Source organism: Pantoea sp., assembly GCF_032114055.1.
In the GTDB taxonomy this organism is placed as follows: Bacteria; Pseudomonadota; Gammaproteobacteria; order Enterobacterales; family Enterobacteriaceae; genus Pantoea.
In genome coordinates this window covers 236,770-259,577 of record NZ_DAMCTB010000004.1, presented here as the reverse complement: position 1 = coordinate 259,577, position 22,808 = coordinate 236,770, and the positions used below count along the sequence as shown (strand labels likewise).

The following is a 22,808-nucleotide window of genomic DNA, read 5'->3' as shown; positions in this document are numbered from 1 at the left end:
GCCCGGTGTGCCGAAACGGTGCCGGTGCATGTCCGCGGGCACCTTTAAAACGATAAAACAGACCCCGGAGTTTGTATGTTCAAGAATCTGCGCTGGACCCTCGTTTTACTGCTGTTCCTGGTCTACATGATTAACTACCTGGACCGCGTTGCCCTGTCGCTGACGGTTCCGCTGGTTGAAAAAGATCTGGCGATTAATGCTGAACAGTTCGGCATCATCTTCGGCAGCTTCTTCTTTGGCTATGCCCTGTTTAACTTTGTCGGCGGACTGGCCACCGATCGCTTCGGCCCCAAAATCGTACTGGCCGTGGCGGTAGGCGCCTGGTCTGTCTTCTGCGGCATGACCGCCCTGGCCACCGGCTTCTGGTCGCTGCTGATTCTGCGCATCCTGTTTGGCATGGCGGAAGGGCCGATCTGCTCTTCGGCGAACAAAGCGATTAACGGCTGGTTTCCCCGGAAACAGGCCGCGACAGCGATGGGCCTGCTGAGTGCCGGTTCGCCGCTGGGAGGCGCTGTCGCTGGCCCGATCATTGGCTATCTGGCACTGGCTTTCGGCTGGCGGCCGGCCTTCATCATCGTCTGCTGTATTGGTCTGGTCTGGATGGCATTCTGGCTCTTTTTTGCCGCAGACAATCCGGCGAAAAGCAAACGGGTGACGGATGAGGAGCGTCAGCTGATCGCGCGCCTGAAGAGCGCCACGCCGAATGATGAGGTTGATCTTGCCGAGACACCGCATCCCTTTGGCTACTATCTGCGTCAGCCGATTATTCTGGTCACCGCCTTTGCCTTCTTTTGCTACAACTACATCCTGTTCTTCTTTCTGAGCTGGTTCCCGGCCTATCTGGTACAGGCGCATGGACTGGATATCAAATCGATGAGTATCACCACGATGATTCCGTGGATCGTGGGCTTCGTTGGCCTGGCGCTGGGCGGCTGGATCTCCGATAAAATCTTTAATCTCACCGGCAAGCTGTTGTTGTCGCGCAAAATTGTGCTGGTCGTCTCACTGCTGGCCGCCGCAATTTGTGTGGCGCTGGCGGGTACGATAAAAGAGGTGGTTCCCGCAGTGATGATGATGTCAGTGTCGATCTTCTTTCTCTACATCACCGGCGCGATTTACTGGGCCATTATTCAGGATGTCGTTCACAAGAGCCGCATCGGCAGCATCAGCGGTTTTATCCATCTGACAGGAAGCCTCTCCGGCATTATCGGGCCTGTTGTCACCGGCTTTATTGTTCAGCACACCGGCAAATTCGACAGCGCTTTTGTCCTGGCCGGGTGTGTTGCGGCGCTGGGGGCTTTCCTCGTGCTGTTTGTCATTCGCAGTCCGAAAGCCCGCGATAAACCGGTTTCGGTCTGAGTGTTATTCCGCTAGCGGAATCATGATTTGGGGCGTTTTTCGCCCCGTTTGCCATAAGGACGGATTATGTTACAGATTGATCGCCTGCCCGCAGAGATCAGGCGCCCTGCTTACGACCGCAGCCAGTTAAAAACCCGCATTGTGCATATCGGTTTCGGTGCCTTTCATCGTGCCCATCAGGCCCTGTGCAGCGACAAACTGGCGGATCAGGGCAGCGACTGGGGATATTGCGAAGTTAACCTCAACAGCGGCGCGCTGATTCAGGCTCTGCGTGATCAGCATCTGCTCTATACCCTGACAGAGATGGCCGATGACGCGTTGCAGACCCGGGTGATTGGCGTCGTTACCGAGGCGCTGCACGCTAAAAGCGACGGGATTGAGGCAGTAATCGAGGCGATGTCTCAGCCTGATGTGGCGATCGTGTCAATGACCGTGACCGAGAAAGGCTACTGCCACCAGCCTGCCAGTGGTCACTTAAACCCGGATCACCCCGATATCGTCCACGACCTGCAGAATCCGGACGCACCGCGCTCGCTGCCAGGGTTAATTCTGGCCGCAATCCGCCGCCGCCGGGATCGGAATCTGCCCGCCTTCAGCGTGATGTCCTGTGACAACATGCCGGAAAATGGCCACGTTACCTGCAACGTTATTGTACAGCTTGCCCGGCTTCAGGACCCGGCGCTGGCCGACTATGTTCAGCAGCAGGTTACCTTCCCGTCGACCATGGTGGATCGCATCGTGCCGGCCATGACCGATGCCGCGTTTACCGCGCTTAGCGCGCGGCTGGGTTCTCACGATCCGGTCGCCGTCGAAGCAGAACCTTTCTTTCAATGGGTTATTGAAGATAACTTCGTCAATGGCCGTCCGGCGTGGGAGAAAGCGGGCGCAGAGCTGGTCAGCGATGTCCTGCCCTATGAAGAGATGAAACTGCGCATGCTGAATGGCAGCCACTCTTTCCTGGCCTATCTCGGCTTCCTGGCAGGCTATGAACATATCAGCGACTGTATGGCCGACCCCCACTTCCGCGCCGCTGCCCGTTCACTGATGGTGGATGAACAGGCGCCTACCCTGCGCACCCCGGGCGTGGACCTTAACGCCTATGCCGACTCACTGATTGCCCGTTATGAGAACCGCGCGATTAAACACCGCACCGGGCAAATCGCCACCGACGGCAGCCAGAAGCTGCCTCAGCGCCTGCTCGACAGCCTGCGCTGGCATCTGCAGCGCGGTAGCGACTGCGACCTGCTGCTGCTGGGTGTGGCGGGCTGGATGCGCTACGTCGGTGGCGTGGACGAGCAGGGTCAGGCGATTACAATCCGCGATCCGATGCAGAAACAACTGGCGGCGTGTGTGGCCGCCAGCGAAGAGGGTGAGGCGCGTGTACGGGCCCTGCTTTCCCTGCGTGAGATATTTGGCGAGGATCTGCTGCAGAACGCCGACGTGGTCGCCCGGCTGACCGACTGGTATCAGCAACTCTGCACGCAGGGCGCGCGTACAACGGTGCATCGCTGTCTGGATGGTCGCCAGCAGCAGGTAAACAAAGGGCTGGCGCAGACGCAGCGTGCTGATTAGACTGACACTTTCCCATGGTGCTGGCTCCGGCCAGCCGTAATATGGATATTGCTGCATGTCGATCGCCTATACCATTACAACCAGCGAACCGGTGAATCAGCAGATTTATCGCTATCTGCGCAAAGATATCGTCACCTGCGCCATCCAGCCGGGCTCGCTGCTCTCAGAAAAAGAGGTGTCCGCACGCTTTAATGTGTCGCGCCAGCCAGTACGTGAAGCGTTTATTAAGCTGGCCGAAGCGGGACTGGTACAGGTATTGCCACAGCGCGGCACCTTCGTGCGCAAAATTTCCGCTAAACGGGTGGCGGATGGCCGCTTTATCCGGGAGGCGGTGGAAATTTCGGTCGTGCGGCGTGCAGCGCAGACGATCACCGTACAGGGCCTGATGGCGCTGGAGCATAACCTGCAGCTGCAGCGCATGGCCGCCACACGCCATGACAGCCAGGCGTTCCTCAGCCTGGACGATGAGTTTCATCGCCTGATCGCGGAAAGCATCGACTGCAGGCTCGCCTGGGAAACGGTGGAGAACATTAAAGCGACGATGGATCGGGTACGGTTTCTGACGCTGAGCGAAGTTTCCCCGCCGGAAAGACTGATTGAGCAGCATGACGCCATTTTCGCCGCCCTTAAATCTGGCGATGCGGATGCGGCCGAAGCCGCGATGCGTCTTCATCTGCAGGAGATGATCTTCTCCATCACCCCGATTGCCGAACGCAACAGCGACTGGTTCGAAACGCCCTGATGCTCACCGTCCGCCAGGACGATGAGTGCCTGCATCACTACCACCATTGATGAAAATGGTGAACCGGCCCGATGCCCTTCCCGACCTCCAGTGAATCTGCCTGCAGCAGCGCCTGCTGCAGCCAGCTTTTCGCCTCTGCGAGGGTCTCTGCCCAGTCAGCATGGCGTGGACGCAGGGCCGTTAACGCCGCTGACAGCGTACAGCCTGTGCCGTGCGTATGGCGGGTGTTAACGCGCGGCGTGCTGAATCGCTGCTCTGCATCGGGCGCGATCAGCCAGTCCGGACTCTCGCCCGCCGTCAGGTGACCGCCCTTCATCAACACGGCCTGACAGCCCAATGCCAGCAGCGCCCGTCCCTGCTCACGCATCTCCGCCTCATTGGTGGCGAGAGCACAATCCAGTAAGGCGGCGGCCTCCGGCAGATTAGGCGTGATCAGCGAAACCTGCGGCAGTAACAGCTCCCGGACACTGGCCACGGCGTCCGGTGAAAGCAGCGCATCCCCGCTTTTCGCTACCATCACCGTGTCCAGCACGACAAAGGGGATTGTCGCCTGCTTCAGGCGGGCGGCCACCTGCTCCACGATAGCCGTTTCCGACAGCATGCCCATTTTCGCGCTGTCGATGCGGACATCGCTCAGTACCGAATCGAGCTGAGCGGTCACAAAGTCCGGATCAACGCGGCAGACCGACTGAACGCCGCAGGTGTTCTGCGCCACCAGCGCGGTGATGACACTGGTGCCATAGGCACCCAGCGCGGAGAATGTCTTAAGATCGGCCTGAATGCCCGCGCCGCCACTGGGATCGGTGCCGGCAATCGTCAGCGCATTAATGCGTTTCATGCTGCGCCTCCAGCGTCCAGAGTGCATCGATAAACGCCGTGGCAAAACTGCCCGGCCCGGCGGCCTGAGACGCCGCCTGCTCGCCGGCTGACGACATGACCTGACAGGCTGCAGCAACGTTTAACAGCCGGTCGCCGGGCAGGCTGCTGAACCCTGCCACGACCGCAGAGAGCGCACAGCCGGTTCCTGCCACCCGCGTCATCAGCGGCGAGCCGCCGCGCACGGCAACGGTCCGTACGCCGTCGGTGACATAGTCCACTTCCCCGCTGATGACGACCAGTGTGCGCCAGGTGGTGGCAAGCTGCTGCGCGGCATCGAGCGCCGCATCCGCCTGATGCTGTGTATCCACGCCGCGTCCGCCAGTCGCCTGTCCGGCCAGCGTCAGAATTTCCGATGCATTGCCACGGATCGCAGCTGGTTGCTGACTCAATAACTGCTGGCAGAAGTCACTGCGCAGCGTCAGAGCACCGACAGCGACCGGGTCCAGCGTCCAGGGGGTGCCCGTGTCTCTGGCGGCGGTGACGGCGGCCTGCATCGCCTGCTGACGCTCACGGGTCAGTGTGCCGACATTAATAAGCAGCGCATCGGCATAACGGCTGAACGCTGCGGCTTCGCCAGCATCAATAATCATCGCCGGAGAGGCGTTCAGCGCCAGCAGCACGTTGGCGGTGAAATTCTGTACCACCTCATTGGTCATACAGTGGACCAGCGGTGATTGACGGCGAAACGTGTGCAGAAAAGGCGCAAAGTGCGCGGGGGAAAGGTGTTGAGATTGCTGTGACATCATAGCTCCCAACCGGCGGACAAGAAGGCGAATGCGGTCAGGCATCAGACTTCCCTACGCTGGCATTATCCAGATCAGGTAATACGGGTATTTCTCAGCCTTCACAAAGAAGGGCACCCCGAGTCGTGTTACGGCTTGCAGCATAGGCAAGCCATCCTGTTAAAGCAAGCCTGAAAATTATCGGGAACCGAATCAGCTTCAATGATCCCGGTCAACGCCCGGCGGGACAAAAAAAGGCTAAATGCGCGGGGTGCTGGCGTACCTCTTTATAGGTACTCCGGCCATGCTGATGAAGACGATTTCTGCAGCGATTCGGATTACCTCAACCTCACTAATCTGCTCAACGCCTGATCGTGAAAAACCCTTCATCTCGTGGCGTCAGAAAACGTCTGAAGCCGGACTTCATACTATTCAGGATGTATGATGCGATTTTTAGCGCTTATTCCTCACCGCCACCAGTGGCAGAATATTATTATCAGACGCCAGGGGGCCGTAGCGCCAAACGGCCGATCCTATCTCTCTACGTCTCTTTCTGCCCACTGTCCGGGCTGCGGCGAGATCATTTACCGCGTTTACTATCGTGATATCAGTGACCAGCAGGCCCGTCGCTGGTTAGGCTAGTTTTCCGACTGCGATAACGTCGGGCCCACTTAGATTAACATTCGCTTAACAATTTGTTAGCCTGTTCATTATTCATCGCCTGAATTGATCGCGTCTATGTCACACCTGTCTGAACACCTGATCCACCAGATTTATCTGTCAGCGCCCCTCTTTATTCTGATCCTGCTGGGATATTGTCTGACACGCCTGCGCGACTGGCCCGTCAGTATCAGCGAGGGTATGAACCGTTTTGTCTTTAATGTCGCGCTGCCCTGCATGCTGTTTCGGGTAATGAGTACCTTTTCGCAAAGCCCGCCTGTGGATGCCCGTCTGCTGCTGGCTTTTTTTGGCGGTTGCCTGCTGGTATTCATCGTGGGACGTGTGCTGGCGACACGACTGTTCCATCTGGATGGCGTGGCGGCGTCGGTATTTGCACTGGGCGGTATTTTTTCCAACAACGTCATGCTGGGTATCCCGGTGGCGACGGTTCTGCTGGGGCCCGATGCACTGCCGCCCGTGGCGCTGGTGCTGGTTTTTAACAGCCTGATTCTCTGGAGCTTACTTACCGTGTCCGTCGAGTGGGCAAAACAGGGCAGCTTTTCGCCGCAAGGTCTTTACCGCACACTGACTGGCGTGCTGAAGAATCCACTGATTATCGGCATTCTCAGCGGTACCGCGTGGAGTTTTCTGCAGCGCCCCCTGCCCCTGCTGGCCGCTGAACCGCTCAGGATGCTGGCCTCGCTGGCCGCGCCTCTGTCGCTGGTGACGCTGGGTATGAGTCTGGCGCACTATCGGGTGCGGGACGGCTTAAAGGCGAGTTACACGATCTGCCTGCTGAAACTGATACTGCAACCGATGACGGTATGGGCACTGGCCTGGCTGACCGGCTTACCCCCGCTGGAGAGCAAAGTGGTGGTGCTGCTGGGATCGATGGCGGTCGGGGTCAATGTTTATCTGATGTCGCAGAAATTTAATGTCATTACCGGCCCGGCGGCGGCAAGCATGCTCTTTTCTACGCTGTTTGCGGCGGTGACGACGCCAGTCTGGATGATGCTGATGACACTGGCGGGCTATTAACAGGCTAAAAAAAAGCCCCGCAGCATGGATGCTGCAGGGCTTTTATCTGACTTGTACGGCGTTATTCCGCCGACTTCGTCCGGATCAGATAGTCAAACGCACTGAGAGAAGCTTTGGCGCCTTCACCGCTGGCGATAATAATCTGTTTGTACGGCACGGTGGTGCAGTCACCTGCAGCAAACACGCCTTTCAGACTGGTTTCGCATTTGGCATCGATGATGATCTCACCCATCCTGTTACGTTCAACCGCGCCTTCCAGCCATGGGGTATTCGGCAGCAGACCGATCTGGACGAAGATACCGGAGAGCGCCAGCTCATGGGTGGTCTGCGTGGTACGATCGAGGTAATGCAGGCCGGTCACTTTGCTGCCGTCGCCTTTCACTTCGGTGGTCTGCGCATTCAGGATCACGTCGACGTTTTTCAGGCTGCGCAGCTTATCCTGCAGCACCTTGTCGGCACGCATTTCACCTGCAAACTCCAGCAGCGTCACATGTTCAACAATGCCTGCCAGATCAATAGCGGCTTCCACACCGGAGTTACCGCCACCAATGACTGCCGTGCGCTTGCCTTTAAACAGTGGACCATCGCAGTGCGGGCAGTAGGTCACGCCTTTGGTGCGATACTCTTCTTCACCCGGCACGCCCATGTTACGCCAGCGCGCACCGGTCGCCAGAATGATGCTGCGGGATTTCAGCACCGCACCTGAAGCCGTTTCGATGGCGTGCAAACCGCCCTCTTTCACGGCCGGAATCAGCTTGATCGCACTCTGGCTCTCAATCACATCTACGTTGTAATCATCAACGTGAGCGCGCAGTGACCCTGCCAGTTTTGCCCCTTCTGTTTTCGGGACGGAGATATAGTTTTCGATATCGACCGTGTCCAGCACCTGGCCGCCAAAGCGCTCGCCGAGCAGGCCGGTACGGATCCCTTTACGCGCAGAGTAGACCGCTGCTGCTGCACCCGCCGGGCCGCTGCCAACAATCAGCACGTCATAGGCGTCACGCTTGTTCAGCTCTTCAGCCGCACGCTTGTCTGCGTTGGTATCAACCTTGCTGACAATCTCCGCCAGGCTCATGCGGCCCTGGCCAAACGCTTTGCCGTTCAGGAAAATCGCTGGCACACCCATGACGTTCCGTTCCTGAATCTCGTTCTGGAACAGGCCGCCGTCGATAGCAGTGTGGCTGATGCGCGGGTTAATGACCGCCATCAGGTTCAGCGCCTGCACAACGTCAGGGCAGTTATGACAGGAGAGCGAATAGTACGTTTCAAAATGGAAGTCGCTATCCAGCGCCGCGATCTGATCCAGCAGGCTCTGTGCTTCCTTCGAAGGATGTCCACCGGTCTGCAACAGGGCCAGCACCAGTGAGGTAAATTCGTGACCCAGTGGCGAACCGGCAAAACGCGGGCCGCTGTTCGAACCTGGGTTAGTGATCAGGAATGAGGGCTTGCGCACCTGACGATCGTTCTCTTCGCGGAAACTGACTTTCTCAGACAGCTCAGCGATATCAACCAACAGTTCACGGATCTCGGTTGATTTAGCGCCCTCATCCAGGGTGGCAATCAACTCAACAGGCTTGGTTAATTTCTCAAGGTAGGCCCTGAGCTGCGTCTTCAGATTAGTGTCGAGCATAGTGATATCCTGGTCAAAAAATCGGGTGCCGCAGCACCCGATTGGAGAATGGTCGAAAGGCCGAAGCGGAATTAGATTTTACCCACCAGGTCCAGAGATGGTGCCAGGGTAGCATCACCTTCTTTCCATTTTGCCGGGCAGACTTCGCCTGGGTGTGAAGCCACGTACTGCGCTGCTTTCACTTTGCGCAGCAGGTCAGAAGCGTCACGGCCAATGCCTTCAGCGGTAATTTCGATAGCCTGGATAACGCCCTGCGGGTCAACGATGAATGTACCACGGTCAGCCAGGCCTTCGTCTTCACGCATGATTTCGAAGTTACGGGTCAGCGCGCCAGTCGGGTCACCGATCATCGCATATTTGATTTTTGCGATGGTGTCAGAAGAACCGTGCCAGGCTTTGTGGGTAAAGTGGGTGTCGGTAGAAACAGAGTAGATATCTACACCCAGTTTCTGGAACTCTTCGTAGTGGTCAGCCACGTCGCCCAGTTCGGTCGGGCAGACGAAGGTGAAGTCAGCTGGATAGAAGAAGAACACACTCCATTTACCTTCAACGTCTTTCTCGGTTACGTCGATGAATTCGCCGTTTTTGAATGCTGCGTTTTTGAACGGCTTAATTTTGGTATTGATAATAGACATCTGGTGGCCTCCGTTAAAATATGTGATGCAGGTTACATAATTTCCGGGCCAACATCTAATATGCAGACGTTATCAATCTGATTAACGAAAGCTATCAAACGCTGAAAGCCTCATGCTTTCTGGCCCGGCAGGCAGTGTACAGCGATTTTCCTGACATTAAACCCGCTTTATCATCCACAGCCATTTCCGCAAATCGCTGCTAATTTTGTAAGACCTGACGATAAAGGAGCTGACTTGTGGAGATTCGCCCGTTTACTGAAGCCGATCGCCCCTTTTTGCGTACCCTCTTCCTGGCGGCACGCAGGCATAACTGGCACTGGCTGGACGGCAGTGACTGGCAACTGGAAGATTTTGATGAGGTGATTCTGGGAGAAACCGTGCTGGTCGCCGACGCGGATGGACGGCGTGCTGGCTTTGCCGGCCTGCTGGAGAACGATAACTTCCTGCACAGCCTCTATGTGGATCCTGAATGGCAAGGTCGCGGCATCGGCAGCGCCCTGCTCAGAGCAGCCGAGGCGCATTTTACCTCAACCGGGGCGCTGAAGTGTCTGCTGAAAAACACCGCGGCGCAGGCGTTTTACCTGAAGCATGGCTGGAAGAAAATTTCGCAGGGTGAAGGCGAGCATGGCGGCTATGTATTGATGCACTACCCGCTGGCGTCACACTATGCCAGCGGGTCGGGCCAGGCTTAGATCGCGCGGAACGCGATGTCGCCAGGGATGACCTCGCCCTGCCAGTAGAGCTGGGCAGCGACCCGTCCGGCCAGCTGGCGATAGAGCGTGGTGAACTCGCTCTCCGGCCGGCGAATGACCGTCGGCTCTCCCTCATCAAGATCTTCACGCAAATCTATATGCAGTGGCAGCTGCGCCAGAAGCTGCGTCTGGTAATCCCTGACCAGTTTTTCAGCGCCGCCGGTGCCGAAAATCGGCTCGTGGAAGCCGCACTGGCTGCAGATATGCATACTCATGTTTTCCACCACACCGAGCACCGGCACGTTGACCTTCTCAAACATCACCAGCCCTTTGCGGGCATCGATCAGCGCAATGTCCTGTGGCGTCGTCACCACCAGCGCGCCGGTGACCGGCACATTCTGCGCCAGCGTCAGCTGGATGTCGCCCGTGCCGGGTGGCATATCCAGCACCAGATAATCCAGTTCTGGCCACAGCGTTTCGTTCAGCAACTGCATCAGGGCTTTGCTGGCCATTGGCCCGCGCCACACCATCGCGTTGTCATCGGTGACCAGATAGCCGATCGAGTTGGTCGCCAGCCCATGCGCCATTATCGGGGCCATGTGGGTGCCATCCGGCGAGGTCGGCCGCTGGTCCTGAGTGCCGAGCATGTCCGGCACTGACGGACCGTAGATATCGGCGTCAAGAATACCGACCCGAGCGCCTTCTGCAGCCAGCGCCAGCGCCATGTTTACGGCGGTACTGGATTTGCCGACGCCGCCTTTGCCAGAGCTGACCGCAATGATGTTTTTGACGCCGTTCACGCCAGGCTGATTTTTTACCCGCTTCAGGGTGGCAATCTCGTGACTGAGCCGCCAGTCGATAGCGCGCGCGCCGGTCTGACGCAGCAGCTCGGCGCTGACCTGCTCTTTCAGCGCGTCAAAGCCGCTGGCCCAGGCAAACGGCATCAGCAGTTCAATGTGCAGCGTTCCGTCGAGCTGCGCCACATGATGCAGCGCCTTCAGGGCGGTGAGATTCTGTTTAAGGGTCGGATGCTCAAAACTTCTTAATACGCCCGCGACGATGGCGCGCAGCCCTTCTGGCGTATGCGTTTCCCGGGATTGTGCTGTCATCCCCTGCTCCTTATTTCTGCTGTGCTTACGCTGTGTCTCAGCGATGTAATCTCAATGATATCAGATGCCCGCCGGTTCGCGGCGACTGGCAGGGGCGAATCCCTTGTGTTTACGCAGGAGAAGCCTTCAGTTACCATCTAAGCCCGTTTTTTCAATCAACAGAAAGCTACGCAAACTATGACTCAAGTCGCTAAAAAAATTCTGGTAACGTGCGCACTGCCTTACGCGAACGGATCAATCCATCTCGGCCACATGCTCGAGCATATCCAGGCAGATATTTGGGTGCGTTATCAGCGAATGCGTGGCAATCAGGTCTTTTTCATCTGCGCCGATGATGCGCACGGCACACCTATCATGCTGAAAGCTCAGCAGATGGGGATCGCGCCAGAGCAGATGATCGCCGAAATGAAAAGCGAACATGAAGCGGACTTTGCCGGCTTTGAGATCAGCTACGACAACTATCACTCGACCCACAGCGACGAGAACCGCGAACTGGCCGGACTGATCTACGGGCGTCTGAAAGAGAACGGTTTTATCAAGAACCGCACCATTTCCCAGCTTTACGATCCGGAAAAAGGGATGTTCCTGCCGGACCGTTTTGTGAAAGGCACCTGCCCGAAATGTAAAGCAGCCGATCAGTATGGCGATAACTGCGAAGTATGTGGCGCGACCTACAGCCCGACCGAACTGATTGAGCCGAAATCGGTGGTTTCTGGCGCGACGCCGGAGATGCGCGATTCCGAGCACTTCTTCTTTGACCTGCCGTCGTTCAGCGCAATGCTGCAGGCCTGGACCCGTTCCGGTGCGCTGCAGGATCAGGTGGCGAACAAGATGCAGGAGTGGTTTGAATCCGGCCTGCAGCAGTGGGATATCTCCCGCGATGCGCCTTACTTCGGTTTTGAAATCCCGGACGCACCAGGCAAATATTTCTACGTCTGGCTGGATGCGCCTATCGGTTACATGGGCTCGTTCAGGAACCTGTGTAACAAGCGCGGCGATATCGACTTCGATGAATTCTGGCGTAAAGACTCCACCACCGAGCTTTATCACTTCATCGGCAAAGATATCGTCTACTTCCACAGCCTGTTCTGGCCAGCGATGCTGGAAGGCAGCAACTTCCGCAAGCCGAACAACCTGTTTGTACACGGCTATGTCACCGTCAACGGCGCCAAAATGTCGAAGTCGCGCGGCACCTTCATTAAAGCCAGCACCTGGCTGCAGCATCTGGATGCCGACAGCCTGCGTTACTACTACGCGGCGAAGCTCTCTTCCCGTATTGACGACATCGACCTTAACCTGGAAGATTTCGTGCAGCGCGTGAATGCCGACATCGTCAATAAAGTCGTTAACCTGGCGTCACGTAACGCGGGTTTCATCACCAAACGCTTCGACGGCAAACTGGCAGCGGAACTGGCCGATCCGGCGCTCTACCAGACCTTCGTTGAAGCCTCAGAGAAGATTGGCGACGCCTGGGCCAGCCGTGAGTACAGCCGCGCGATCCGCGAGATCATGACGCTGGCCGACCTGGCAAACCGTTATGTTGATGAGCAGGCTCCCTGGGTGGTGGCGAAGCAGGAAGGCCGTGATGCCGATCTGCAGGCGATCTGCTCAATGGGGATCAACCTGTTCCGCATTCTGATGACCTGGCTGAAGCCGGTACTGCCTTCACTGAGCACCCGCGCAGAGGGCTTCCTGAACACGGAACTGAGCTGGGATGCTATTGCACAGCCACTGCTGGATCATCAGGTGGCGCCGTTTAAAGCCCTCTACAGCCGCATCGAAATGGCGAAGGTGGACGGACTGATTGAAGCCTCGAAAGAGGATGCCGCCGCTGCCAATGCGCCAGCCGTCACCGGGCCGCTGGCCGATGCACCGATTGGTGACACCATCACCATCGATGACTTTGCCAAAGTGGATATGCGCGTCGCCCTGATTGAGCAGGCGGAACTGGTTGAAGGCTCGGACAAGCTGCTGCGTCTGCAGCTCGACCTGGGCGGTGAAAAGCGCCAGATTTTCTCCGGCATTCGCGCGGCCTATCCCGATCCCGCTGTGCTGGTCGGTAAGATGACGATCATTGTCGCTAACCTCGCGCCGCGTAAAATGCGCTTTGGTATCTCTGAAGGCATGGTGCTCTCCGCCGGACCGGGCGGCAAGGATCTGTTTGTCCTTTCCGTCGACAGCGGTGCCGTTCCGGGTATGCCGGTCAAATAAAGCCGTGCACGCCGTCACCGTGTAAACCGCAGTGACGTGCAATGCTCTCCCCTTTGCGTCTGCCCGCAGGCGCAAAGGGTCATTCTCTTCCGCTGAACACGCCTCGTCCTTCTGCCTCTCCGCCCTGTAAATGTGATCGCTAGCACGCTAAGCGGTTAATGCGTATGATGATACGCAGTAAAAACAGGAGCCTGCCATGCGCACCCTACTCTCTGTCTGCGGCCGTTATCTTCGCGCCTTTATCATTATCTATCTCTGCCTGTACGCCGGAATCGGCCTCGCCGCCCTGCTGCCCATTAAACTGCCCGGCAGTATTCTGGGCATGCTGATCCTGTTCGCGCTGCTGGCCTCACAGATCCTGCCGGTAAGCTGGGTTAAGCCGGGCTGCCATCTGCTGATTCGCTATATGGCGCTGCTGTTTGTGCCAATCAGCGTCGGGGTGATGAGTTATACCGATGTTCTGACCGCCCAGTTCGGGCCAATCGTCATCTCCTGTGTCGTCAGCACGTTTCTGGTGCTCTCCATTGTCGGTGTGAGCGCCCAGCATCTGCACAGCCGTCGTCCGGCAGGAGAACCTGATGATGAGTGAAATGTGGTGGTCACTGCCGCTGACGCTGGTTGCCTTTTTCCTGGCGCGCAGGCTGGCGATGCGGCTGAAAATTTCGCTGCTTAACCCGTTGCTGGTCGCCATGGCGATCATCATTCCGATTCTGCTGCTGCTGCATCTGCCCTACTCACGCTATTTCGCGGGCAGTCAGATCCTCAATCAGCTCCTTCAGCCTGCGGTGGTTGCGCTGGCGCTGCCCCTGTATGAGCAGATGCACCAGATTCGTGCCCGCTGGAAATCGATCATTGGCGTCTGCTTTATCGGCAGCCTGAGCGCCATGACTTCCGGTACGGCCATTGCGCTGTGGCTCGGAGCAACTCCGGAAATTGCCGCCACGATTGTTCCTAAATCGGTGACGACACCTATTGCCATGGCCGTTTCCGGATCGCTGCATGGCATTCCTGCCATCAGTGCAATCTGTGTGCTGATTGCCGGGGTGCTGGGTGCCGTTTTCGGCCATACGGTGCTGAATCTGCTGGGCGTGAAATCGAAAGCGGCGCGTGGACTGGCAATTGGTAACGCCTCGCATGCGCTTGGCACTGCGCGGGCCGCTGAACTCGACTTTCAGGAAGGAGCATTCAGCTCACTGGCGCTGGTGATCTGCGGCATTATCACCTCACTGCTGGCACCCTTTATTTTTCCGCTGCTGCTGCACGGGTTAAGCTAAAACTTTGCGAGAGATCTCGCAAAGTTGAAACATGCAACACAGGTTACATTGTCAGAGCGATGTAGATCACATATAAACCGTTGACTGGCACATTGCCCTGCTGACTTTAATGAGGCTCACATGCAATCCCGTTTCCTCTCTGCGTTTGAAGCATTGCCGTCAACGCTACAGACCGCTCTCGCTCCCCTGCTGAACGATCCCGATTTTCAGGCGGTACTCAGTGCCGACCAGGTTAACCTGCTGCTGCAACAGACCCGGATGGAAGCCGACGCGCTGGCGCTGGCGCTGCTGCCGCTGGCAGCGGCCTGTGCGGTTGCTACCGTTTCCCATTTTAACGTCGGCGCTATCGCCCGTGGCGTGAGTGGCAACTGGTACTTTGGGGCCAATATGGAATTTGTCGGCACGCCTATGCAACAGACGGTGCACGCCGAGCAGAGCGCCATTACGCATGCCTGGCTACGGGGCGAGCGTCAGATAGAGACGATCACCGTGAACTACACGCCGTGTGGCCACTGCCGTCAGTTTATGAACGAGCTGAACAGCGGCACCGGTATTCGCATCAGCCTGCCGCAACGCGCGGTCAGTACACTGGCTGATTATCTGCCGGATGCGTTTGGCCCGCGCGATCTTGCTATCACCACCTTCCTGATGGATGAGGTGGATCATGGCTATGTGGCCGCCGGCGACGCGCTGGTGCAGGCGGCAGTGGCGGCAGCCAATGCCAGCCACGCGCCCTACAGTCAGTCACACGCGGGCGTGGCGCTGCTGACTGAAACCGGCACGATTGTCGCCGGCCGCTATGCCGAAAACGCGGCGTTTAATCCGAGCTTCCCGCCGCTTCAGGCGGCGCTGGTGCTGCTGAATATGCAGGGTGGCGATGTGCATCAGATAAAAAAAGCGGTCCTGGCGGAAGCAGAAAATGCCACGTTAAGCCAGTTCGCCGCCACACAGGCGACGCTTCAGACATTTGGTTGCCGTGAGCTGCTACAGGTGACGCTGAACAAAGCATAACCCGCTGTCAGGGCGGCCACACTTTTGTGAGCTTTTATGAAAAAACGCTGTATTTCTGTGGGAAATTTCATAGGATCTGGCGCCAGAATTCACGTCATTACAAATTACTCTGAATAATTCAGGTTGCGGGATGGCAGCACGGTCGTGAATTTTTCGGCAGCATCGCGCTGCCGTTGCCAGATCTGCAGTCTGAGCTATGAGGGGTAAAAAAACTGGCGCTACCTGTCCGGCGTGACGCCAGACAACACTGCAACCGGAGCATCACTGCATGGAACTCGAATACGAAAGTAAACGCCCGCTGTATATCCCTTATGCTGGCCCGATTTTGCTGGAATTTCCCCTTCTGAACAAAGGCAGCGCCTTTACCCTCGAAGAACGTAACGAATTCAACCTCAACGGTCTGCTGCCAGAAGCGGTAGAGTCGATCGAAGAGCAGGCGAAGCGCGCCTGGCGTCAGTTCCAGGACTTCAAAAACAATAACGATAAGCATGTTTACCTGCGAAACATCCAGGACACCAACGAAACGCTGTTCTACCGCCTGCTGGATAATCATCTCGAAGAGATGATGCCGATTATCTACACCCCGACCGTGGGTGCTGCCTGCGAACACTTCTCTGAAATTTACCGTCGTGCGCGCGGGGTCTTCATCTCTTATCCTAACCGCGATCGCATTGAAGACATGCTGCAGAACGCCACCAAACAGAACGTGAAGGTGATTGTCGTCACCGATGGCGAGCGTATCCTGGGCCTCGGCGATCAGGGTATCGGCGGTATGGGCATCCCGATTGGTAAACTTTCTCTCTACACCGCCTGTGGTGGCATCAGCCCGGCTTATACCCTGCCGGTGGTGCTGGATGTGGGTACCAATAATCAGCAGCTGCTGAACGATCCGCTCTACATGGGATGGCGTCATCCACGCATCACCGGCGAAGAGTATGATGCGTTTGTGAACGAGTTTATCCAGGCCGTTAAACGCCGCTGGCCAAAAGTGCTGCTGCAGTTTGAAGATTTCGCCCAGAAAAACGCAATGCCGCTGCTGGATCGCTATCGCGATGAAGTCTGCTGCTTTAACGATGACATTCAGGGTACTGCTGCCGTGACTGTAGGCACACTGATCGCCGCGAGTCGCGCCGCCGGAAGCCGCCTGTGTGAGCAGAAAGTGGTGTTCCTGGGTGCCGGTTCCGCCGGTTGTGGCATCGCGGAACAGATCATCGCGCAGATGAAGTCAGAAGGTCTGAGTGATGATGAAGCGCGCAGCCGTGTTCTGATGGTGGACCGCTTTGGTCTGCTCACGGACAAACTGCCAAACCTGCTCGATTTCCAGAGCAAACTGGTGCAGAAGAGCGAAAACCTGCAGGGCTGGGATGTCACTAACGACGCTATCTCCCTGCTGGATGTAGTGCGCAATGCCAGACCGGATATCCTGATTGGCGTTTCCGGCCAGCCGGGCCTGTTCACCGAAGAGATCATCCGCGAGATGCACAAGCACTGCAGCCGCCCTATCGTGATGCCGCTGTCGAACCCGACCTCACGTGTGGAAGCGACGCCTGCTGATATCATCGCGTGGACAGACGGTGCCGCACTGGTGGCTACCGGCAGTCCGTTCTCACCGGTAAGCTGGAATGGTAAAACTTATCCGATTGCGCAGTGCAACAACTCCTATATCTTCCCGGGTATTGGTCTGGGCGTGATTGCATCGGGTGCCAGCCGCGTGACCGATTCGATGCTGATGACCGCCAGCCGTGCGCTCGCCGACTGCTCTCCGCTGGTCAACGAAGGTGAAGGTCCGGTTCTGCCTGAAATCAAAGATATTCAGGGCGTCTCGAAGATTATCGCCATGGAAGTGGGCAAAGCCGCGCAGCTGGCTGGCGTTGCCGTAGTGACCTCTGAAGATGTGTTGTCGCAGGCGATTGCCAATAACTTCTGGCTGCCGCAGTACCGTCATTATCGTCGTACCTCGATTTAATCCTTTGACTGCCGGATCGGGTTTCGATCCGGCAGTGTTCAAAAAGAGCACAGCCAGCCGCCTCCGACTTGCTTCAATGCAGCAGCTCAAGTAGCCTTGTCCCATCTCAACATTCTGATATCGAGTCTCCAGGCGCATGCTGAAACGCGTTCTCATTGGTCTGCTTTTCATCATTTTATTGATGATAGCGACTGCGCTCGGCCTTGATCGCTGGATCAGCTGGAAAACGGCGCCTTTTATTTACGAGGATGTCGCCTCTTTACCCCATCGTCAGGTTGGTGTGGTGCTGGGAACGGCGAAATATTACCGGACCGGCGTCATCAATCAGTATTACCTCTACCGTATTCAGGGTGCCCTGAATGCCTATAACAGCGGCAGGGTAAACTATCTGCTGCTGAGCGGTGATAATGCTCAGCAGAGCTACAACGAACCGATGACCATGCGTCGTGATCTCATCAAAGCCGGTGTCGATCCGGCCGATATCGTGCTCGACTATGCCGGTTTTCGTACACTGGATTCGATAGTCCGCACCCGCAAAGTATTCGATACCAACGACTTCATTATTATCACGCAGCGCTTTCATTGTGAGCGGGCTCTATTTATCGCCCTGCAGCTCGGCATTCAGGCGCAATGCTATGCCGTGCCATCGCCTAAAAATATGCTTAGCGTACGTTTCCGCGAGGTGGGGGCCCGGCTGGGTGCGCTGGCGGATCTTTTCCTGCTGAAACGCGAACCCCGCTTCCTGGGCCCGCTGGTGCCGATTCCTGCCATCCGTGATGTGCCCGAGGATACGCAGAGTTACCCGGCTGTGACGCCGGAGCAACTGCTGGAATTAGAGCAGAAGCTGAAGAAATAGCGCCTGAAAAGCCGTTGCGGCACTGATGCGCGGGGCCCGGTAATACTCACCGCGATGCGTAAGCTCAGCGCGAACGGCCCGGTAATTCTCACCGCGATGCGTAAGCTCAGCGCGCAGAGCCCGGTAATTCTCACCGCGATGCGTAATCTCAGCGCGAACGGCCCGGTAATTCTCACCGCGATGCGTAATCTCAGCGCGAACGGCCCGGTACTTCTCACCGCGATGCGTAAGCTCAGCGCGAACGGCCCGGTAATTCTCACCGCGATGAGTAAGCTCAACGCGAACGGCCCGGTAATTCTCACCGCAATGAGTAAGCTCAGCGCGCAGGGAACAGGGTCAGAAGAGGAAAGCGTCCCGCGTCAGGGACAAAAACGCCGGGAGCGTTTTTGAACAACGCAACGCGTTGGCCCGGCAACGGGCGCATCTCAGGGATGAGATGCGTAATCACGCGGGCCAGGCATGTCATGGATGACAGGTTTTGCGTCTTTCCGATCGGACCCTGTTCCCTGCGCCTGCTCCGGCTGACAGCCATCTCATGAACGGGATTTACATCTTCCGATCTGCCCCGGTTCCCTGCGCCTGCTACGCCTGACAGCTTTCTCCCTGTCTGACCCATAAAAAAAGCGACCCGAAGGTCGCTTTCCTGTTGCTGAATCAGCCCTACTTCTTGCGCGAATACTTCAGTGAATCCAGCGCCACGGCGAAAATGATAATGCCGCCTTTGATAATGTACTGCCAGTAAGGGTTAACGCCGATATAGGTCAGACCGTAGTTGATCACGGTGAAGATCAGCACACCGGTAACCACACCCGCCACGCTACCCACACCCCCGGCGAAGGAGACGCCACCGACCACGCAGGCAGCAATCGCATCCAGCTCATACATAAAGCCGAGGTTGTTGGTGGCCGAACCGATACGACCCGCTTCCAGCATCCCGCCAAAGGCATAGAAGACACCTGACAGCGCATAGATCATGATCAGGTTCAGCGGCACGTTCACACCAGACACTTTCGCCGCTTCCGGGTTACCGCCGATAGCAAAAATGTTTTTGCCGAAGCGGGTTTTGTTCCACAGCACCCAGACGAAGACAATCGCGATTACGGCGTAAAAGGTAATGAACGACAGTTTAAAATCACCGAAACGCAGGAAGCCCTGAGTGAATTTAGAGAACCCGGCATCAAAACCGGCAATCGGTGATGCGCCAACAAAATCGTAATAGAGGGAGTTGATACCGTAAACGATGATCATGGTGCCCAGGGTAGTGATGAATGGCGTGACCTTCAGGTACGCAATGATCACCCCGTTGACCAGACCAATCACCCCGCCAATGATGCACACGGTCAGGATAACCAGCGGGATCGGCAGCGTGTCCAGCGTCGGGAAAACTTTGTTGGCATTGTCCATCGACTGCAGCAGCGTTGCGGCCACCACCGCCGCCAGGCCCACCTGACGGCCGGCTGACAGGTCAGTACCCTGGGTGACAATCAGGCCCGCTACGCCCAGTGCAATAATAATGCGCACCGAAGATTGGGTGAGGATGTTACTCAGGTTCATTAAACTTAAAAATGTCGGATCCTGGAAAATAATAATAGCCAGCAATACCAGCAGAACGACATAAATGCCGCCCTCTTTTAACCAGGTTAGCGCATTCTTTTTTGTAGTCGCTTTCATGTTAACAGCCCTTGCTTCATTAAAGGTGTAATGACGCTAAACGCAATATTTCGTTCTGCGTGGTTGTTTTGGTATCAACGATGCCTGCTACCAGACCGTTGCTCATTACCAGAATACGGTCGGTAATGCCCAACAGTTCCGGCATTTCGGATGAGATAATAATGATGCCCTTCTCTCTTTTCGCCAGCTCAGCAATCAGCTGGTAAATTTCGAATTTTGCCCCTACGTCAATACCGCGCGTAGGTTCATCAAGCATCAGGATTTCAGGCTGGGTCAATAACCAGCGTCCAATAATCACTTTTTGCTGGTTACCGCCCGAAAGCGAACCAATCTGGGTATGGTGGCCGGGCGTTTTTACCCGCATTGAATCGATCACCCACTGGGTATCGCTCTTCATGCGTTTATTATCCAGCAGCCCCATACTGTTTTTATATTTTTTAATATTGGAAATAAGCGAGTTAAATCCAATATCGAGGTAAGCATAAATACCGGTTGAACGACGCTCTTCCGTCACCAGCGCAAAGCCGTGGTTAATGGCTTCATTGGCGCTGTGGTTATTAATCGGTTTGCCATGCAGTTTTATGGTGCCGCCCGATTTTTCGCGAATGCCAAACAGCGTTTCGACGATATCGGTACGTTTGGCGCCCACCAGCCCGGCAATGCCGAGGATCTCCCCTTTACGTAAGTCAAACGAGATGTCGCGAATGGAAGGCTGACGCAGAGAGGTCAGATTGCGCACCTCAAGAATCGTTTCGCCCGGCACGTTGGTACGATCGGGGAAACGCTGGTTCAGTGAACGGCCGACCATCATCGCGATGATCTTATCCATATCCAGCCCTTCCAGCGGCTGAGTCGTGATCCACTGACCATCACGCAGAATCGTGATCTCATCACACAGCTGGAAAATTTCTTCCATTTTGTGCGAAATATAAACAATGCCGCAGCCGCGATCTTTCAGCTTACGGATAATCGTGAACAGATGATTAACCTCTTTCTCGGTTAACGAGGAGGTCGGCTCATCCATAATCACAATTTTCGCGTCATAAGAGAACGCTTTGGCAATTTCAATCATCTGCATCTGCGAGACAGAAAGATTGGCTACTTTGTCGCGCGGATCGATATCAATATCCAGCTCGTCAAAAATTGCTTTGGTGTCCTGGTACATTTTGTCCTGATCGACAAAGAATCCTTTGCGCGGATAACGTCCCAGCCACATGTTATCCATGACCGTACGTTGCAGAACCAGGTTTAATTCCTGATGCACCATCGACACGCCATTTTCCAGCGCCTCTTTAGAACTCTTATAATCGATCTCATTACCCTGAAACAGGATACTGCCGGTATCTTTTTTATAAATACCAAACAGGCATTTTAATAAGGTGGATTTCCCGGCACCGTTCTCGCCCATTAATGCATGAACAGAGTGAGGCCGCACTTTTAAATTCACATTATCTAACGCTTTAACACCGGGAAATGATTTAGAGACATTCGTCATTTCCAGCAGATATTCTCGCTGCGCGGTCGTGTTATCACTGGCCATAATTTACCTGGCTAAAAAACGGTGGTGACATAAAAAAGGCGCGACAGCGGTCGCGCCCGTAATCGATCTTATTTCTGGAACTGAGCGAGGTTTTCTTTATCAACCGGTACGTAAGGAACGCGGACAATTTTATCAACCATTTTAAAGTTGGTTCCGTCGGTTGCTGCTTTGCCGTTCGCCAGGTTATTAGCAATATCCAGCGTCGCTTTCGCCTGGTTTTCTGCATCGTTCAGCACGGTACCGGCCAGCGCACCGGATTTCACCAGCGCCATTGCTTCTGGCAGGGCATCGACGCCGAAGACCGGAATAGAGGTCATGTTATGCGCTTTCAGCGCTTCAACCGCTCCCATCGCCATGGCGTCGTTGTTCGCAATCACCACTTCAATTTTCTTCGCGTTCGGGCCAGATAGCCACGCATCCATCTTATCTTTAGCCTGTGCGGTATCCCACATCGCCGTGTCCATCGCTAACTGCTGCGTTTTCAGGCCATCTTTGTTCAGGGTATCGATCACATATTTGGTACGGGCTTCCGCATCCGGATGGCCTGGTTCGCCTTTCAGCAACACGAACTGGATGGTGCCATCTTTGTTCAGATCCCAGGCCGGCGTCGCTTTCCAGTGTTTCTCAATCAGCTTGCCCTGAATGATGCCGGACTCTTTAGAGTCAGTACCTACGTAATAGGCTTTGTCGTAACCGGCCAGCACTTTGGCATTCGGCTCTTTGTTGAAGAAGACAACCGGCACGTCGTTGGCACGTGCTTTATCCACCACTACCGCCGCCGCTGCCGGGTCAACCAGGTTAATCGCCAGCGCTTTCACGCCTTTTGCCATCAGGACGTCAATCTGATCGTTCTGTTTGGACTGGTCGTTCTGCGAGTCATTCATCAGCAACTGCACGCCACCGATGGCTTTTGCTTCTTTCTCGATATCTTTGCGCACCATTGACATGAAGTTGTCATCATATTTGTAAATGGTCACGCCGATGCGGGTATCAGCTGCGTGAGCGGTTGCGCCAAACATCATGCTGGCAACCAGGGCGGTAAGCGTGAAAACCTTCTTATTCATGGTATCTCCGGTTTTATTATGCAGGGTCTTTTAGCGCTGCCGCACAATCAGGCGGCAGTACAATCGGTAAAACAGATTGACGCGTTGGCTGATGTAATAAGGGGCTAAGCCGTGAAACGCCATCTCAAACCTGACTTCCCTGTGCCAGAACGCTTCCATGAGACGGGTGTAAACCCG

The 22,808-nt window shown here is 56.0% G+C and carries 21 protein-coding genes and 1 riboswitch; of the genes, 13 read left to right on the top strand and 8 right to left on the bottom strand.

Annotated features, from left to right (window positions below; all coding sequences use genetic code 11):
* The first annotated feature begins 75 nt into the window (after positions 1–75).
* The 3 genes from RT657_RS09415 (at position 76) to RT657_RS09405 (ending at position 3,673) form a co-directional block, all read left to right on the top strand.
* Entirely contained in the window at positions 76–1,359 is a 1,284-nt protein-coding gene (locus RT657_RS09415; protein WP_313654022.1) for an MFS transporter, read from the top strand.
* A 66-nt stretch (positions 1,360–1,425) separates the two neighbouring features.
* Positions 1,426–2,931 (top strand): mannitol dehydrogenase family protein, encoded by a 1,506-nt coding sequence (locus RT657_RS09410; protein WP_313654021.1) that lies wholly within the window; start codon positions 1,426–1,428, stop codon positions 2,929–2,931.
* A 55-nt stretch (positions 2,932–2,986) separates the two neighbouring features.
* Positions 2,987–3,673 carry a GntR family transcriptional regulator gene (locus RT657_RS09405; RefSeq protein WP_313654020.1) on the top strand — a complete coding sequence of 229 codons (687 nt, stop codon included), beginning with the start codon at positions 2,987–2,989 and terminating at the stop codon, positions 3,671–3,673.
* Between the two features lie 37 nt (positions 3,674–3,710).
* Here RT657_RS09405 and thiD read toward each other — a convergent pair whose 3' ends face one another.
* Together thiD and thiM are read right to left on the bottom strand one after the other, a co-directional pair.
* Positions 3,711–4,511 (bottom strand): bifunctional hydroxymethylpyrimidine kinase/phosphomethylpyrimidine kinase, encoded by an 801-nt coding sequence (gene thiD, locus RT657_RS09400; protein WP_313654019.1) that lies wholly within the window; start codon positions 4,509–4,511, stop codon positions 3,711–3,713.
* Positions 4,498–5,295 (bottom strand): hydroxyethylthiazole kinase, encoded by a 798-nt coding sequence (gene thiM, locus RT657_RS09395; RefSeq protein ID WP_313654168.1) that lies wholly within the window; start codon positions 5,293–5,295, stop codon positions 4,498–4,500. The genes thiD and thiM overlap by 14 nt, the downstream gene beginning before the upstream one ends.
* A 34-nt stretch (positions 5,296–5,329) precedes the next feature.
* Positions 5,330–5,426: riboswitch (TPP riboswitch) on the bottom strand.
* Positions 5,427–5,718: 292 nt separating this feature from the next.
* Here thiM and RT657_RS09390 point away from each other — a divergent pair.
* Both RT657_RS09390 and RT657_RS09385 read left to right on the top strand, forming a co-directional pair.
* Positions 5,719–5,916, top strand: coding sequence for a hypothetical protein (locus RT657_RS09390; protein ID WP_313654018.1), 198 nt, complete (start codon positions 5,719–5,721; stop codon positions 5,914–5,916).
* 96 nt (positions 5,917–6,012) lie between these two features.
* Positions 6,013–6,972 carry an AEC family transporter gene (locus tag RT657_RS09385; RefSeq protein ID WP_313654015.1) on the top strand — a complete coding sequence of 320 codons (960 nt, stop codon included), beginning with the start codon at positions 6,013–6,015 and terminating at the stop codon, positions 6,970–6,972.
* A gap of 61 nt (positions 6,973–7,033) precedes the next feature.
* Here the strand turns inward: RT657_RS09385 and ahpF are convergent, their stop codons facing one another.
* Both ahpF and ahpC read right to left on the bottom strand, forming a co-directional pair.
* The gene (gene ahpF, locus RT657_RS09380) at positions 7,034–8,602 is read right to left on the bottom strand and encodes an alkyl hydroperoxide reductase subunit F (RefSeq protein ID WP_313654013.1); all 1,569 of its coding nucleotides are present in this window, start codon (positions 8,600–8,602) and stop codon (positions 7,034–7,036) included.
* Between the two features lie 71 nt (positions 8,603–8,673).
* Entirely contained in the window at positions 8,674–9,237 is a 564-nt protein-coding gene (gene ahpC / locus RT657_RS09375; RefSeq protein WP_313654011.1) for an alkyl hydroperoxide reductase subunit C, read from the bottom strand.
* Positions 9,238–9,473: 236 nt separating this feature from the next.
* On the opposite strand from ahpC, the gene RT657_RS09370 reads away from it, so the two are divergent.
* Positions 9,474–9,929 (top strand): GNAT family N-acetyltransferase, encoded by a 456-nt coding sequence (locus tag RT657_RS09370; protein ID WP_313654009.1) that lies wholly within the window; start codon positions 9,474–9,476, stop codon positions 9,927–9,929.
* Here RT657_RS09370 and apbC read toward each other — a convergent pair.
* Positions 9,926–11,038 carry an iron-sulfur cluster carrier protein ApbC gene (gene apbC, locus RT657_RS09365; RefSeq protein ID WP_313654007.1) on the bottom strand — a complete coding sequence of 371 codons (1,113 nt, stop codon included), beginning with the start codon at positions 11,036–11,038 and terminating at the stop codon, positions 9,926–9,928. The two genes, RT657_RS09370 and apbC, sit on opposite strands and share 4 nt — an antisense overlap.
* Positions 11,039–11,215: 177 nt before the next feature.
* On the opposite strand from apbC, the gene metG reads away from it, so the two are divergent.
* From metG to RT657_RS09330, 7 genes are all read left to right on the top strand, one after another.
* Entirely contained in the window at positions 11,216–13,249 is a 2,034-nt protein-coding gene (metG, locus tag RT657_RS09360) for a methionine--tRNA ligase (protein ID WP_313654004.1), read from the top strand.
* A 196-nt stretch (positions 13,250–13,445) separates the two neighbouring features.
* The gene (locus RT657_RS09355) at positions 13,446–13,838 is read left to right on the top strand and encodes a CidA/LrgA family protein (RefSeq protein ID WP_313654001.1); all 393 of its coding nucleotides are present in this window, start codon (positions 13,446–13,448) and stop codon (positions 13,836–13,838) included.
* The gene (locus RT657_RS09350) at positions 13,831–14,523 is read left to right on the top strand and encodes a CidB/LrgB family autolysis modulator (protein WP_313654166.1); all 693 of its coding nucleotides are present in this window, start codon (positions 13,831–13,833) and stop codon (positions 14,521–14,523) included. The genes RT657_RS09355 and RT657_RS09350 overlap by 8 nt, the downstream gene beginning before the upstream one ends.
* Before the next feature lie 120 nt (positions 14,524–14,643).
* Positions 14,644–15,534 (top strand): cytidine deaminase, encoded by an 891-nt coding sequence (gene cdd / locus RT657_RS09345; protein ID WP_313653999.1) that lies wholly within the window; start codon positions 14,644–14,646, stop codon positions 15,532–15,534.
* Positions 15,535–15,802: 268 nt separating this feature from the next.
* Positions 15,803–17,500 carry an NAD-dependent malic enzyme gene (locus RT657_RS09340; RefSeq protein ID WP_313653998.1) on the top strand — a complete coding sequence of 566 codons (1,698 nt, stop codon included), beginning with the start codon at positions 15,803–15,805 and terminating at the stop codon, positions 17,498–17,500.
* A 136-nt stretch (positions 17,501–17,636) separates the two neighbouring features.
* Entirely contained in the window at positions 17,637–18,356 is a 720-nt protein-coding gene (gene sanA / locus RT657_RS09335) for an outer membrane permeability protein SanA (RefSeq protein WP_313653997.1), read from the top strand.
* A 54-nt stretch (positions 18,357–18,410) separates the two neighbouring features.
* Positions 18,411–18,746, top strand: coding sequence for a hypothetical protein (locus tag RT657_RS09330; RefSeq protein ID WP_313653996.1), 336 nt, complete (start codon positions 18,411–18,413; stop codon positions 18,744–18,746).
* Between the two features lie 270 nt (positions 18,747–19,016).
* On the opposite strand, the gene mglC is transcribed toward RT657_RS09330, so the two are convergent.
* The 3 genes from mglC to mglB form a co-directional block, all read right to left on the bottom strand.
* On the bottom strand, positions 19,017–20,027 hold the full coding sequence (gene mglC / locus RT657_RS09325; protein ID WP_313653994.1) for a galactose/methyl galactoside ABC transporter permease MglC: 1,011 nt from the start codon (positions 20,025–20,027) through the stop codon (positions 19,017–19,019).
* Between the two features lie 19 nt (positions 20,028–20,046).
* Positions 20,047–21,567, bottom strand: a complete 1,521-nt coding sequence (gene mglA, locus RT657_RS09320; protein WP_313653993.1) for a galactose/methyl galactoside ABC transporter ATP-binding protein MglA — start codon at positions 21,565–21,567, stop codon at positions 20,047–20,049.
* Positions 21,568–21,635: 68 nt separating this feature from the next.
* On the bottom strand, positions 21,636–22,631 hold the full coding sequence (gene mglB, locus RT657_RS09315) for a galactose/glucose ABC transporter substrate-binding protein MglB (protein ID WP_313653992.1): 996 nt from the start codon (positions 22,629–22,631) through the stop codon (positions 21,636–21,638).
* Positions 22,632–22,808 lie beyond the last annotated feature (177 nt).